Annotated in this window: 12 protein-coding genes and 1 pseudogene; 10 read left to right on the top strand and 3 right to left on the bottom strand. The window is 70.8% G+C overall.

Annotation, left to right across the window (positions count from 1 at the left end; genetic code table 11):
- A pseudogene (locus G3573_RS15120) lies at nt 1-262 on the top strand (phytoene/squalene synthase family protein); the annotation flags it as partial.
- On the opposite strand, the gene G3573_RS15115 reads toward G3573_RS15120, so the two are convergent.
- Together G3573_RS15115 and trmFO are read right to left on the bottom strand one after the other, a co-directional pair.
- Entirely contained in the window at nt 259-759 is a 501-nt protein-coding gene (locus G3573_RS15115) for an isoprenylcysteine carboxylmethyltransferase family protein (RefSeq protein WP_163262084.1), read from the bottom strand. The pseudogene G3573_RS15120 and the gene G3573_RS15115 overlap by 4 nt on opposite strands.
- A 13-nt stretch (nt 760-772) precedes the next feature.
- Nucleotides 773-2,167 carry a methylenetetrahydrofolate--tRNA-(uracil(54)-C(5))-methyltransferase (FADH(2)-oxidizing) TrmFO gene (trmFO, locus tag G3573_RS15110; protein ID WP_163262083.1) on the bottom strand — a complete coding sequence of 465 codons (1,395 nt, stop codon included), beginning with the start codon at nt 2,165-2,167 and terminating at the stop codon, nt 773-775.
- Between the two features lie 199 nt (nt 2,168-2,366).
- On the opposite strand from trmFO, the gene G3573_RS15105 reads away from it, so the two are divergent.
- The 6 genes from G3573_RS15105 to G3573_RS15080 all read left to right on the top strand — a co-directional run bounded on the left by G3573_RS15105 (nt 2,367) and on the right by G3573_RS15080 (nt 7,965).
- Entirely contained in the window at nt 2,367-3,302 is a 936-nt protein-coding gene (locus G3573_RS15105) for a hypothetical protein (RefSeq protein ID WP_163262082.1), read from the top strand.
- A 132-nt stretch (nt 3,303-3,434) separates the two neighbouring features.
- Nucleotides 3,435-4,244, top strand: a complete 810-nt coding sequence (locus G3573_RS15100) for a hypothetical protein (protein WP_163262081.1) — start codon at nt 3,435-3,437, stop codon at nt 4,242-4,244.
- 7 nt (nt 4,245-4,251) lie between these two features.
- On the top strand, nt 4,252-5,199 hold the full coding sequence (locus G3573_RS15095) for a hypothetical protein (protein WP_163262080.1): 948 nt from the start codon (nt 4,252-4,254) through the stop codon (nt 5,197-5,199).
- A gap of 1 nt (nt 5,200) precedes the next feature.
- Complete coding sequence (locus G3573_RS15090; RefSeq protein ID WP_163262079.1) at nt 5,201-6,094, top strand: hypothetical protein; 894 nt, start codon at nt 5,201-5,203, stop codon at nt 6,092-6,094.
- A gap of 78 nt (nt 6,095-6,172) precedes the next feature.
- The gene (locus tag G3573_RS15085) at nt 6,173-7,045 is read left to right on the top strand and encodes a hypothetical protein (protein WP_163262078.1); all 873 of its coding nucleotides are present in this window, start codon (nt 6,173-6,175) and stop codon (nt 7,043-7,045) included.
- A 47-nt stretch (nt 7,046-7,092) separates the two neighbouring features.
- Nucleotides 7,093-7,965 carry a hypothetical protein gene (locus G3573_RS15080; RefSeq protein WP_163262076.1) on the top strand — a complete coding sequence of 291 codons (873 nt, stop codon included), beginning with the start codon at nt 7,093-7,095 and terminating at the stop codon, nt 7,963-7,965.
- Here the strand turns inward: G3573_RS15080 and uvrA are convergent.
- Nucleotides 7,962-10,850 carry an excinuclease ABC subunit UvrA gene (gene uvrA / locus G3573_RS15075; RefSeq protein ID WP_163262074.1) on the bottom strand — a complete coding sequence of 963 codons (2,889 nt, stop codon included), beginning with the start codon at nt 10,848-10,850 and terminating at the stop codon, nt 7,962-7,964. The genes G3573_RS15080 and uvrA overlap by 4 nt on opposite strands.
- Nucleotides 10,851-11,067: 217 nt before the next feature.
- Here uvrA and G3573_RS15070 point away from each other — a divergent pair, with 217 nt between their 5' ends.
- From G3573_RS15070 to G3573_RS15060, 3 genes are all read left to right on the top strand, one after another.
- Nucleotides 11,068-11,754, top strand: a complete 687-nt coding sequence (locus tag G3573_RS15070; RefSeq protein WP_163262072.1) for an AAA family ATPase — start codon at nt 11,068-11,070, stop codon at nt 11,752-11,754.
- A 70-nt stretch (nt 11,755-11,824) separates the two neighbouring features.
- Nucleotides 11,825-12,019: a hypothetical protein gene (locus tag G3573_RS15065; RefSeq protein ID WP_163262070.1), complete on the top strand. Its 195-nt coding sequence runs from the start codon at nt 11,825-11,827 to the stop codon at nt 12,017-12,019.
- A 127-nt stretch (nt 12,020-12,146) separates the two neighbouring features.
- Nucleotides 12,147-13,049 (top strand): ATP-binding cassette domain-containing protein (locus G3573_RS15060; protein WP_163262068.1); only part of this gene is annotated, 903 nt, incomplete at its 3' end.

The following is a 13,049-nucleotide window of genomic DNA, read 5'->3' as shown; positions in this document are numbered from 1 at the left end:
CGCCTGGGGCCTGGCCGGCCTGCACCGGCTGGCCGCCTCGGGCGGCCCGGCGCGCCTGCCGGCCGAGCTGACCGCCGACGTGCGGGGCGAGGTGGCCCGCGCCGTCAAAGCCGCGCGTGGCGAGGTGAGGGACCTGTCAGTGGCGGCCTTCCCGTCGATCGCCTACGTCGCCCTGGCCGCGCCCTACGCGCGGGGGCGCACGCCGTCAGACCTGATGCGGCGGCTGCGGGTGACCGCGGCGGTCGCGACCGGGCGGCTCTAAGATCCTCGCCAGGGCGTCAGGCGGGGGATCCAGCGCGGCACGCCGGCGACGTAGGCGGGATAGTCGTCAGGAAAGCGGCGGCGCAGGTCCGGCTCCTCGTAGAGCAGCACGAACAGGTGCGAGACCAGCCAGACCAGGACCGCATAGGCCAGCAGCGCGGCGCTTCCGAACAGCAGGCCCTGGCCGAAGACCACCGCGGTGACCGCCACGTAGATCGGGTTGCGCACGTGCCGGTAGACGCCGCCGACCACCAGCCGCGAGGGCGGGGCCACCGGGGCCGGCGTGCCGAAGCCCTGCAGGACGAAGCGGGCGTAGCAGTCGAGCAGCAGCCCCAGGCCCGCGACGGTCAGCGCCGCGCCGATCCAGCGGCCGAGCTCCAGGCCCAGCAGCGGCGGCCCGATCCACCAGCCGGAGATCCACCAGGGGACCAGGCAGGCGACGGTCGCCGGCGCGAGCAGAAACAGCAGGGTGCCGAGGGCGGCCGCCTTGCGGGTCATGGCCGCCCCCCGGTCATTCGGCGGCCAGGGCCGTCTCGCCCAGCCAGCCGTCGAGGTCGGCGATGGCGCGCGCGCTCATCGCCCGCTTCTTGGCCCGGCCGCGTTCCTGCGGCGGCAGCTTGCGGCCCTCGGCGTCGCGCCGCGGCGCCTCCATCGGCGGCAGCAGGCCGTAGTTGATGTTCATAGGCTGGAACGCGCCGCCGCCTTCCAGCCAGCCGCCGGTGATGTGGGCGATCAAGGCGCCCAGGGCGGTGGTGGCCGGCGGGGCGGCCAGCGGACGGCCCAGGCGTTCGGCCGCGGCGAAGCGGCCGGCCAGCAGGCCCACCGCCGCGCTCTCGACATAGCCCTCGACGCCGGTGACCTGGCCGGCGAAGCGCAGGCGCGGCATGGCCTTCATCCGCAGCGAGGCGTCCAGCAGGCGCGGCGAGTTGATGAAGGTGTTGCGGTGCAGGCCGCCCAGGCGGGCGAACTGGGCGTTCTCCAGGCCCGGAATGGTGCGGAACACCTCGGTCTGGGCGCCGTGCTTCATCTTGGTCTGGAAGCCGACGATGTTGAACAGCGTGCCCAGCGCGTTGTCCTGGCGCAGCTGCACGACCGCCCAGGGCTTCTGGTCCGGCTGGTGCGGGTTGGTCAGGCCGACCGGCTTCATCGGCCCGTGGCGCGGCGTCTCACGCCCGCGCTCGGCCATCACCTCGATCGGCAGGCAGGCGTCGAAGTAGGGGACGTTCTCCCAGTCCTTGGACTCGGCCTTCGGCGCGTCCAGCAGGGCCTGCACGAAGGCGTCGTACTGGTCCTTGGTCATCGGGCAGTTGATGTAGGCCGCCTTGTCGCCGCCCGGGCCCTCCTTGTCGTAGCGCGACTGGCGCCAGGCCACCGACATGTCGATGCTCTCGGCGTGCACGATCGGCGCGATGGCGTCGAAGAAAGCCAGCTGGCCCTCGCCGGTCAGCTCCAGCACCGCCTGCGACAGGGCCGGCGAGGTGAGTGGGCCGGTGGCGACCACCACGCTGTCCCAGTCCTCCGGCGGCAGGCCGGCGACCTCTTCGCGGACGATGGTGACCAGCGGGTGCGCTTCCAGCTTCGCCGTCACGGCGGCCGAGAAGCCGTCGCGGTCGACCGCGAGCGCGCCGCCGGCCGGCACCTGGTTGGCGTCGCCGCAGCTCATGATGATCGACGCGCAGCGCCGCATCTCGGCGTGCAACAGGCCGACCGCGTTGTGCTCCCAGTCGTCGGAGCGGAACGAGTTGGAGCAGACCAGCTCGGCCAGCCCCTCGGTCTGGTGGGCCGCGGTGCCGCGCACCGGGCGCATTTCGTGCAGCACGACAGGCACGCCGGCCTGGGCGATCTGCCAGGTCGCTTCGGAGCCGGCCAGGCCGCCGCCGATCACATGAACGGGTTTCACAGTCATGCGCCCCACATAGCGCATTTCCTGCCGAAGTGGCGGCCGGTTCGGCGTGGAAAATGCGCTCACTCAAAGTCTTCCGGGCCGCATCCGATCCGGCGGTTCGGATGAGGCTGTCGGCGGCCACGGCGAAGAGGGAGGTGTCCCAGGATGGGAGCCGTCACATAACCCTGATATGGTCCCGCCGTCGTTTGGGGGGATGACCATGTCTTCGAGTTCTGCCGCGGGCGCGAGCGCGCGCCTGTCCGTCGTCAACGCCGCGTTCGCGGGCTTCCGGCTGATCGCGCGGCGGCCGCTGGCCGTGCTGGTCTGGGGGGCGCTGTACTTCGCGCCGCTGTTCCTGCTGCTCTGCGCCGTGTTGGCGCTGGCGGGGACGGACGTCGGCGTGGACGCCGACAGCCTGTTCGCCGGGAGCTCCGATCCGGGCCTGCTGTTCCTGCTCGCCATGCTGGCCGTCGGCGTGCTGACCGTGATGGTCCGCGGCGTGGTCCAGGCCGCCACCATGCGCGCGGTGCTCAAGCCCGACAGCAAGGCCTTCGGCTACCTCGGCTGGGGCCGGGCCGAGCTGGACCAGACCATGCTCTATCTGGTGCGCGGCCAGATGTCCTGGTGGCCGGCCGAAGCGGTGGCCGTCGCCTTCGGCGCGCCGCTGATCGCCGTGGGCGGCGTGCTGGCCTCCATGGCCATGCTGCCCGAACCCTGGAGCTTCGTCGGCGCGGGCGTGTTCGTGGTCGGCGCGGTCGTGGCCCTGGCCTATCTCAGCGTGCGCATGTCGATCATGCGGCCGCTGGTGTTCGAGCGCGGCCTGCACGGCATGCGCTCGGTCTGGCCGCTCACCCGCGGCATGGCCTGGGAGCTGCTGGCCATGAACATCGTCGCCTACGTCATGGCCCTGCTGACCTACGTCGTGCCGGCCCTGCTGGCGCTCGCGCTGATCGTCGGCGTCCTGCCGCAAGCCATGCTGGCGGGCCTGCCGGTCCACGTCGCCACCGGCGAGTTCCACGTGTCGGGCGTGATCGCCGCCCTGGTGGCCGCCGCCCTGATCTCCTTGTGCAACGCGGTTCACCACGCGGTCGCCTACGCGCCGGCGGCAGTCGCCTATCAGGCGTTGAGCGCTCGCCACGGCGACGCGGCGGGCTAAGGTCCTCCCCTTAGTTTATAAACCGTAAAGCTTGGCGTATCGTCCTGTCGGCCGCCGCGAGGCGGACGGGACCAGGGGCGCGGCCGAAGCCGTGGGGTCGAGGGTGGCATGAGTGGTGGTCGTAGATTGCCCGTGTGGGCGTGTCTGGGCGAAGCGGTCCGGTTCCTGCCGCGGGCCTGGAGCGGCGCGTGGGCGGCCCTGATCCTGGTCGGCCTGGCGGAGGCGGCGCCGTTGGTGCTGTCGTCCCTGGGGAAGCTGCCGCCGGGCGGTTGGGCGCCGGCCGCGCTCGTCGTCGCGGCGATCGCCGCGGTGCTGGTCGCCGACGGCGCGCTCTATCGTCTGGGCGTGTTCGGCGGCCAGGCGCGCGCTGAAGGCCTGGGCTTCGCCGGCCTGCAGTTCGGCTTGCCGGAGCTGCGGCTCTTCGGCGCCCAGGCGTTGATCAGCCTGTTCCTGACCATGATCGCGATCGCCGCGGTGGTGGTCCTGGCCGTCGCCCTGACGGCGGCCGAGCTGAACGGTGTCGCGTTCGGCAAGATCCACACCCTGGCCGACCTGCGCGGCCTGGCCGGACCGGTGCAGCTGGGCGTGCTCGGCGTGCTGGTGGTCGGGATCGCCGCGATCTTCCTGCTGCTGACCGTGCGGTTCTCGCTGTACGGGGCGGCCACGGTCGGCCGTCGGCGGGTCGTGTCGCTGAACGCCCTGGGCGTCGCCGAGGGCTCGTTCTGGCCGCTGCTGTTCGGCCTGGTGCTGGCCTCCGCGCCGGCCGTGGCCCTGTTCGTATGGCAGCACGGCATGTCCGGCCTGACCGGGCGTAACCTTCTGATTTTCCACGGGCTGCAGGCCCTGGCGTACGCGTTCGTCCAGAAACCGCTCACCGCCGGGTTCCTCAGCGCCGCCTATCGACGCCTGGAGTACCTGCCGGCCGGGCCCGACGGGAAATGACTCTTCCATGGCGACCTTTTCGATAAGCGACGCCCTAGAGGCGGGCTTCAACGTGATCCGCCGGCGGCCGATCTCGCTGCTGGTCTGGGGGCTGGTCTATTTCGTGCTGGCGGTGCTGCCGAGCGCGGCGCTGTTCTCGCTTGTCGGCGGCGACATCTTCGAGGTCATCCGCACGGCGGGGGCCGGAGGACGCCCTGACCCCGACCTCGAGTCCCTGGTGCGCGTGAACAGCACGCTGACCCTGTATCAGCCGATCACCTTCCTGGCCGCGATCGCCGGGCGCGCCATCCTGACCTCGGCGGTGTTCCGCGCGGTGCTCGAGCCGCAGAACCGCGGCTTCTTCTACCTGCGCGTGGGCAAGGACGAGCTGTGGCAGGCCCTGGTGTTCCTCTGCCTCTACGTCCTGCTGTTCATCGCCGCCTTCGCCATGGCTATGGGCGGCGCGGCCGCCGGCGCGGTGGTCTGGCTGCTGGGCGGCCTGGCCGCGGCGCCCTGGGCGGGGGTGATCCGCGCCGTCGGCCTGACGGTGGTGGTGCTGACGTCGGTGGGCGCCCTGGTGTGGGTCGGCCTGCGCCTGTCCCTGGCCCCGCCGATGACCTTCGCGGACCGGACCTTCCGCCTGTTCGAGTCCTGGACCCTGACCCGCGGCCAGGGCGGGCGCCTGCTCGGTCTGGCGGTGCTGATCCTGGTGGTCGTCCTCGTCATCGAGATGGTGGTGGGCGCGCTGGGCTGGGCCGCCGTGCTCGGCTTCGGCGTCGACGGCGGCTTCGATCCGCACCGGTTCCAGGCCTTCTTCCAGAAGCCGATGGAAGCGTGGATCTCCGAACTGCTGCCCGCGATCCTGGCGTTCTCGCTCGTGCTGTCGCTGGTGACGGCGGCGCTCTACGCCATCGTCACGGCCCCATGGGCGGTGGCCTACCGCCAGCTCGGCGCCCCTCAGACCGAGGGGGCGTGAGATGAGCTTCTCGATCTCGCACACGGGGCTGGAAGGCTTTCGCCTGATCGGCCGGCGGCCGGTGTCGGTGGCGCTCTGGGCCCTGGTCATGCTGGTGTTCTGCGCGGCGATCGTCGCGCTGTTCCTCGCCGTCGCCTGGCCGACCCTGGCCGCCCTCGACGGGCTGAAGGACGAGACCCTGGGGCACGCCGAAGCGCTGCGGCTGTTCGGTCCGCTGGCCCTGGCCGTCGCCGCCGTCCTGCCGGTCGCCCTGGTGATGAAGGGCGTGCTGCTGGCCGCGCTGTTCCGGGCCGTGCTCAAGCCTGAAAAGGTCGGGTTCGGCTTCCTGCGGCTGGGCGGAGACGAACTGCGCCAGGTCGTGGTCGCCCTGCTGCAGTCGCTGATCGCCATCGTCCTCGTCTTCGGCCCGGTCTTCGCGATCGTGCACCTGGACCTGGCCTTCCCGTTCACGGCCGGCCAGTGGGCCGCGGCCGTGCTGGGCTGTGTCGCGGCCTTCCTGCTCTACGTCTGGGTCGGCGTGCGCCTGTCGCTGGCCGGGCCGATGACCCTCGCGGCCGGACGGGTGCGCTTCTGGAAGTCCTGGACGCTCACCCGCGGCCGGTTCTGGCCGCTGCTGGCCATGTTCCTGCTCGCCAACATCGTGGCCCTGGTGATCTATTTCGTGGGCGACATGGTCACCGAGGCCGCCCTGGCCGCCTTCGGCGTTCCGTTCCACTTCAGCTATGACACCGACCAGCTGCCGCACGTGGCCGAGCTAACGCTCACCTCGAAGGCCTGCATCGGCCTGGGCGTCTATTTCCTGTTGCAGATGGTGCTCGCGGCGGTGCAGTTCGTCGTCGCCTACGCGCCGGCGGCGGGCGCCTACCGCGACCTGACGGCGGCGCGGGAAGCGTAGGGCGCGCAGCCGAACGTCCGGCCCGCTCGCTTGTTGTTTTCGGGTCCGTGGGCCCGCAGTTCGTTCTGGAGACCAGACATGGCGTTTTCCGCCACCGACGCGGCGTTCGAGGGCTTTCGCCTGACCCGCGAGAAGCCCTTGGCGGTGGTGGGCTGGGCGGTCTTCTACGTCGTGGCGACGGCCCTGGCCGGCGCCCTGCTGCTGATGGTGGCGGGGCCCGGCGCGCTGGCGTCGATCAAGACGGAGCCGACCACGCCGGCGGAGGCGGTCGAAGCGCTTACGACGCTCGTCCCGCTGGCCGCCGTCGGCGGGCTCGCCTGGCTGGTGATCGGCAGCGTGGCCAAGGCGGCGGTGTACCGCGCCGTGCTGCGGCCGCAGGACAGCCGCTTCGCCTATCTGCGGTTCGGCGCCGACGAGCTTCGGCTGATGCTGGTCACCCTGGTCCTGGCCCTGGTCGGGGCCGTTCTGCTGGGCGTCCTGGTGGCGGTCGCCGGCGTCGCGGACGGCGTGGCCGGACCGGCCGCGGCCGGCGTGGTGGGCGCGATCGGCTTCGTGGTGATCGTCGCGCTCGGCGTCGTCTGGAGCGTGCGGCTGTCGCTCGCGGCCGCCATGACCTTCGCCCAGAAGCGGGTGCGGATCTTCCAGTCCTGGACCCTGACGCGCGGCCCGTTCTGGCCCTTGCTGGGCATGTACGTGCTGGTCGCGGCGCTCTACGTGGTCGTGCTGTTGCTGGGCTCGACCATCATCATCGCCCTGGTGATGATCCTGGGCGGCGGCTTCCACGCGCTGGAGGCGGTCAGCAACCCGGACCTGGCCAATCTGGCGCCGGGCCTGTGGGCGGCCTTCGCCGTCTACCTGCTGGGCAACATCGTGCTCGCGGCGCTGCAACTGGCGATCGCCTACGCGCCTCAGGCGTTCGCCTATCGTGAACTGGCGGGCGAGGGGGCCTGATCGCGCGGAATCGCGTTATCGGCAAGCGCGAGCCTGCGGAGGAAGACGTGGCCCAGAATAAGTTCGGTGTCCTGGATGCGGTCGGGCACGCGGTGTTGTTCGCCAAGGCGAACTGGAAGTCCGCGTTCGGCGCGCTCACCCTCGTCGCCGTGACCACCGGAGCGGCCTTCGCCGCCCCGTATCTCGGCGTCCCGCAAATGACCCTGCCGGCGGTGATTGCGTCCGCGCTCGCCGGGTGCATGGCCTACGGCGCGCTCTACCGCCGGGCCTTCGCCGGCGAGCATCCGGGAGACGTGGATTTCCGCACCGGGCCGGGCGGCCTGCAGTGGGGCAAACCGGAGTGGCGGCTGCTGGGCGCGGGCGTCTGTCTCATGGCCGTGATCGCCGCACTGATGCTGACGGCGTTCGTGGTCATGGTGGCGATCGTCCTCGCCGGCGGCGGCGGTCCGGTCCTGCAAGGCCTCAGCCCCGGCGCCTCTCCTGAAGCGGTGTCTGAAGCGCTGGTGAAGGTGCTCGGCCCGCAGCCCTCGGCTCTCCTGAGCCTGGTCGTGATGGCCTTCTTCGTTCTGGTTCTCTGGCTGGGGCTCCGCCTGTCGCTTTACCAGGCCGCCGTCGTCGCCGAGGAGCGGATCACGCTGTTCCGGAGCTGGACCCTGACCAAGGGGCGGTTCTGGCTCGTGTTCGCGTCCACCGTCCTGGTCAGCCTGCCGAGCTTGACCGCGTCGGCTGTCACGACCGCGGTCGAGAGCGCACTGGGGACGCCGGGCGCTAACGGCGCGCCGGTCCTGCCGCTGGGCGCGGTGCTTGCCGTGTCCGTCTTGACCGCCCTGGTGGCGGCGTACGTGCAGCTGCCGCTGGCGACCGGGCTGTACGCCCAGCTCTACCGCCGACTGCGGTCGGACGCGGGGCAGCGGGCCTAGGAGGCCCGCTTGCGCCGTTCCTTGCGCCGGTCCTCGTGCCGGCGCAGCACCTCCGCCAGATAGCGGCCGGTCCAGCTCTGCGGATCGGCCGCGACCTTTTCGGGCGAGCCCTGGGCCACGATCAGGCCGCCGCCGTCGCCGCCTTCCGGGCCGAAGTCCAGGATCCAGTCGGCGGTCTTCACGACGTCGAGGTTGTGCTCGATGACGACCACGGTGTTGCCCTGCTCGACCAGCTCGTGCAGCACCTCCAGCAGCTTGCGGGTGTCCTCGAAGTGCAGGCCGGTGGTCGGCTCGTCGAGGATGTAGAGGGTCCGCCCGGTGGCCCGACGCGAGAGCTCCTTCGACAGCTTCACCCGCTGCGCCTCGCCGCCTGACAGGGTTGTCGCCTGCTGGCCGACGTGGACGTAGCCGAGGCCCACGCGCTTCAGCGTCTCCATCTTGTCGCGCACGCTGGGCACCGCCTTGAAGAAGTCGGCGGCCTCCTCGACGGTCATGTCCAGCACGTCGGCGATCGACTTGCCCTTGAACACGATCTCCAGCGTCTCGCGGTTGTAGCGTTTGCCCTTGCAGACGTCGCAGGTGACGTAGACGTCGGGCAGGAAGTGCATCTCGATCTTGATGACGCCGTCGCCCTGGCAGGCCTCGCAGCGGCCGCCCTTCACGTTGAACGAGAAGCGGCCCGGGCCGTAGCCGCGCGCCTTGGCCTCGGGGAGGGCGGCGTACCAGTCGCGGATCGGCTGGAAGGCGCCGGTGTAGGTCGCCGGGTTCGAGCGCGGCGTGCGCCCGATCGGCGACTGGTCGATGTCCACCACCTTGTCGAAATGCTCCAGCCCCTCGATCCGGTCGTAGGGAGCGGGGGCCTCGGTGGCGTTGTTCAGGCGCCGGGCCGCGGCCTTGTAGAGGGTCTCGATCGTGAAGGTCGACTTGCCGCCGCCGGACACGCCGGTGATGCAGGTGAAGGTGCCGACCGGGATCTCGCCGGTGACGCTCTTCAGGTTGTTGCCGGTGGCGCCGATCACCTTCAGCCGCTTCTTGCCCAGCGGTCGGCGGTCCTCCGGCACCTCGATCTCGCGCGCGCCGGTCAGGTACTGGCCGGTCAGCGACTTCGGGTTGGCCATGACGTCGTCGGGGCTGCCCTCGGCGACGATCTCGCCGCCGTGGACGCCCGCGGCCGGACCCATGTCGATGACGTAGTCGGCGGTCAGGATCGCCTCTTCGTCGTGCTCGACGACGAGGACCGAGTTGCCGAGGTCGCGCAGGCCCTTCAGCGAGTTGAGCAGGCGGGTGTTGTCGCGCTGGTGCAGGCCGATCGACGGCTCGTCCAGCACGTAGAGCACGCCGGTCAGGCCTGAGCCGATCTGGCTGGCCAGGCGGATGCGCTGGCTCTCGCCGCCCGACAGGGTGCCGGACGAGCGCGCCAGGTTCAGGTAGTTCAGGCCCACGTCGTTCAGGAACCGCAACCGGTCCTTGATCTCCTTCAGAATCCGCCGCGCGATCTCGGCGTCCTTGGGCGACAGGGTCGGCTCCAGCGCCTCGAACCAGGCGTGGGCGTGCTGGATCGACAGGTTGGAGACCTTGCCGATGTGCTCGCCGCCGACGCGCACGGCCAGGGCTTCCGGCTTCAGGCGATAGCCGTCGCAGGCCTCGCAGGGCGTCTCGGACTGGTAGCGGCCCAGCTCCTCGCGCACCCAGGCGCTGTCGGTCTCGCGCCAGCGGCGCTCCATGGTGTTGACGACACCTTCGAAGGCCTTGGAGACGTCGTACTTCCGCGCCCCGTCGTCGTAGGAGAACTTGATCTTCTCCTCGCCGGTGCCGAACAGCACCACCTTGCGCGCCTTCTCCGGCAGGTCGCGCCACGGCTTGTCCATGGAGAAGTCGTAGTGGCGCGCCAGGGCCTGCAGGGTCTGGGTGTAGAAGGGCGAGGGCGACTTGGCCCACGGACCGATCGCGCCCTTGTGCAGGGTCTTGTCCTTGTCGGGCACGACCAGCTCGGCGTCGAAGGCCAGCTTCACGCCCAGGCCGTCGCACACCGGGCAGGCGCCGAACGGGTTGTTGAACGAGAACAGCCGCGGCTCGATCTCGCTGATGGTGAAGCCGGAGACCGGGCAGGCGAACTTCTGCGAGAACAGGATGCGCCTGGGCTCCTTCTCGCCGTCCTCGACGCCGGCCCATTCGGCCGTGGCGATGCCGTCGGCCAGGTTCAGGGCGGTCTCGAGGCTGTCGGCCAGCCGCTGCTCAAGGCCCGGCTTGGTGACGATGCGGTCCACCACGACGTCGATGTCGTGCTTGAACTTCTTGTCGAGCGCCGGCGCGTCCTCGATGGCGTAGAACTCGCCGTCGATCTTCAGGCGCTGGAAGCCCTGGCGCTGCCAGTCGGCGATCTCCTTGCGGTACTCGCCCTTGCGGCCGCGCACGACGGGGGCCAGCAGGTAGAGGCGCTCGCCCTCGGGCAGGGCGGTGATCTTGTCGACCATCTGGCTGATGGTCTGGCTTTCGATCGGCAGGCCGGTGGCGGGCGAGTAGGGGACCCCGACCCGCGCCCACAGCAGGCGCATGTAGTCGTGGATCTCGGTCACCGTGCCGACGGTGGAGCGCGGATTCTTCGAGGTGGTCTTCTGCTCGATCGAGATGGCCGGCGACAGGCCCTCGATCAGGTCGACGTCCGGTTTGCCCATCAGCTCCAGAAACTGGCGCGCGTAGGCCGACAGGCTCTCGACGTAGCGGCGCTGGCCTTCGGCGTAGATGGTGTCGAAGGCGAGCGAGCTTTTGCCCGAGCCCGACAGGCCGGTCATGACGACGAGCTTCCCGCGCGGGATGTCGACGTCGACGCCCTTGAGGTTGTGCTCACGCGCGCCGCGCACACGAATAAAATTCTGATCGGACATGGGGCTCTTCAAACTGCGCGTCGCGCGGGCCGGCCGAACGACGTAACGCCCGGATGTAGGGACGAGACTCGCGTTTTGCACAAGAACATTTTGCGAACGCGTGCGGCTTGGCGTCGCGCCGTTCGGAGAATCACGTTCAATAAGATCGTTAACGCGCGTTAATGCGCGGCTCCTCAGTGCATTCCGTTCAACCCAGTCGCCTTCTTCAGGGGGGAGAATGCGTACTCTGGCCGTGCTGTCCCGCAAGGGCGGAACCGGAAAGACCACCGTCGCCGTTCAGATCGCCGTGGCGGCCGCCAAGGCGAAGCGCCGCGTCGTCGTCGCCGACCTCGACCCGCAGCGCTCGGCGCTGGACTGGCGTCGCGAGCGCATCGGCGACGGTCCGCGCGTGATCGAGGCCAAGGCCGGCGCTCTGTTCACGCTGAAACAGGCGGAGATGCGGGCCGGCACCGACCTGCTGGTGCTCGACACCCGCTCATCCAACGACCAGGAGTCGGCTGAAGCCGCGCGTGAGGCGGACTTCTGCGTGATCGTCACCCGCCCGTGCTTCTTCGACGTGCGCTCGATCCAGCGCACGGCCGAGCTGGTCAACAATCTGCGCAAACCGGCCTTCATCGTGCTGAACCAGGCCCCCTCGCGCCGCAACGGCGAGGAGCCGCGGCTGATCCGCGAGACGGTGGAGATGCTGGACTCCTACGGCCTGCCGGTCGCCCCGGTCGGCCTGCGCTACCGCGCCGCCTACCAGACGGCGGTGCGCGCCGGTCTGGCCGCCCAGGAGATGGACCCGGACAGCCTGGCCGCCTTCGAGATCAACGCCCTGTGGCGTCACCTCAAGCGCGAGATCTGGCCGGTGCAGCCCAAGGCGGTCCAGCCGATGGTCGAGCGGATGCTGGGCGCGGCCTGAACCGTACGTTCAGCTTTGTTGGGGATCCTACCGTCTGAAGCCCCGGTCCGCCGGGGCGAGGACGGATCCCATGCAGGCGCTTTTCGGCATCACCCGCAGTCCTGAAGACCCCCGCTGGGTGCTGATCGTCCTCATCGCGGGACTGGCGGCCGCCTGGTACAATCATTGGACCGGCCGCTGGTGGTGGTGGCGCTCGCGCGGCCGCACGATCTTCTCTTGTGTGGTCCTGGTCGGCCTCATCGCCGCCTACTACCTGGTCGACTGAGCGCGGGTCCGGGCTTGCGCCCTGGCCGTTCGCCCCTAAGTTACGCCTCCCGTATCCGAGGAGGTGACGATGATCGAAGCGCTGGAAACCGGCTCCGCCCTTTCCCGCCCTTGCTTCGAGTCTCGTCATGCCCGCCTTCGCCACCCTGGATCGCGTCAGCGCCGTCACCCCTGACGGCCGCACTCTCTTCGACAATCTGAGCCTGGCCTTCGGCCCCGAACGCATCGGCGTGGTCGGGCGCAACGGCTCGGGCAAGACCACCCTGCTGCGGCTGCTGGCGGGGGAGGCGACGCCCGCGTCCGGCGCGGTCAGCTTCGGCGGGCGCGTCGGCGTGCTGCGCCAGAGCCTGCCGCTGGCGCCCGGCGACACGGTCGCCGACGCGCTCGGCGTGGCCGAGGGGCTGGCCCGGCTGGACCTGATCGAGCAGGGCTGCGCCTGCGAGGCAGACTTCGAGGCGGCCGACTGGCTGCTGCCGTCGCGGCTGGAGACCGCCCTGGCCGAGGCCGGCCTGGGCGCGATCGGCCTGGACCGGGAGGCCGCCACCCTCAGCGGGGGCGAGCGCACCCGCGTGGCCCTGGCCGCCCTGCTGGTCGACGAGCCGGACCTGATCCTGCTGGACGAGCCCACCAACAATCTCGACGCGGAGGCCAAGGGCGCCGTCGCGCGACTGCTCGAGGGCTGGCGCAAGGGGGCGGTGGTGGTCAGCCACGACCGCGAGCTGCTGCGCGGGGTCGACCGGGTGCTGGAGCTTTCCAGCCTGGGCGCGCGGCTCTACGGCGGCGGCTGGGATCACTACGCCGAGCGCCGGGACGAGGAGCGCGACGCCGCCGAGCGCGGGCTGGACGCCGCCGAGCGCGAGCTGCGCCGGGTCGAGCGGGAAGGCCAGACCGCCCGGGAGAAGAAGGCCCGCCGCGACAGCGCCGGCCGACGCGACGCGGCCAGGGGCGGCGCCCCGAAGATCCTGCTCGGCGCCCGCAAGGCGAACGCCGAGAACAGCGCCGGCCGCGAGAGCCGCGTGGCCGATCGCCTG

Origin of the sequence: Caulobacter sp. 17J65-9, from assembly GCF_010975005.1 — a bacterium.
Classification (GTDB): Bacteria; Pseudomonadota; Alphaproteobacteria; order Caulobacterales; family Caulobacteraceae; genus 17J80-11.
Note: the sequence above shows the minus strand (reverse complement) of the source record. Positions and strands in the feature narration are given on the sequence as shown.

What these genes read in the sequence shown, in the direction of transcription:
- G3573_RS15105 (WP_163262082.1), top strand. Translation starts at nt 2,367, where the DNA reads ATGTCTTCGAGTTCTGCCGCGGGCGCGAGCGCGCGCCTGTCCGTCGTC.
- G3573_RS15085 (WP_163262078.1), top strand. Translation starts at nt 6,173, where the DNA reads ATGGCGTTTTCCGCCACCGACGCGGCGTTCGAGGGCTTTCGCCTGACC.
- G3573_RS15115 (WP_163262084.1), bottom strand. Translation starts at nt 759, where the DNA reads ATGACCCGCAAGGCGGCCGCCCTCGGCACCCTGCTGTTTCTGCTCGCG.
- trmFO (WP_163262083.1), bottom strand. Translation starts at nt 2,167, where the DNA reads ATGACTGTGAAACCCGTTCATGTGATCGGCGGCGGCCTGGCCGGCTCC.
- G3573_RS15065 (WP_163262070.1), top strand. Translation starts at nt 11,825, where the DNA reads ATGCAGGCGCTTTTCGGCATCACCCGCAGTCCTGAAGACCCCCGCTGG.
- G3573_RS15095 (WP_163262080.1), top strand. Translation starts at nt 4,252, where the DNA reads ATGGCGACCTTTTCGATAAGCGACGCCCTAGAGGCGGGCTTCAACGTG.
- G3573_RS15070 (WP_163262072.1), top strand. Translation starts at nt 11,068, where the DNA reads ATGCGTACTCTGGCCGTGCTGTCCCGCAAGGGCGGAACCGGAAAGACC.
- G3573_RS15090 (WP_163262079.1), top strand. Translation starts at nt 5,201, where the DNA reads ATGAGCTTCTCGATCTCGCACACGGGGCTGGAAGGCTTTCGCCTGATC.
- uvrA (WP_163262074.1), bottom strand. Translation starts at nt 10,850, where the DNA reads ATGTCCGATCAGAATTTTATTCGTGTGCGCGGCGCGCGTGAGCACAAC.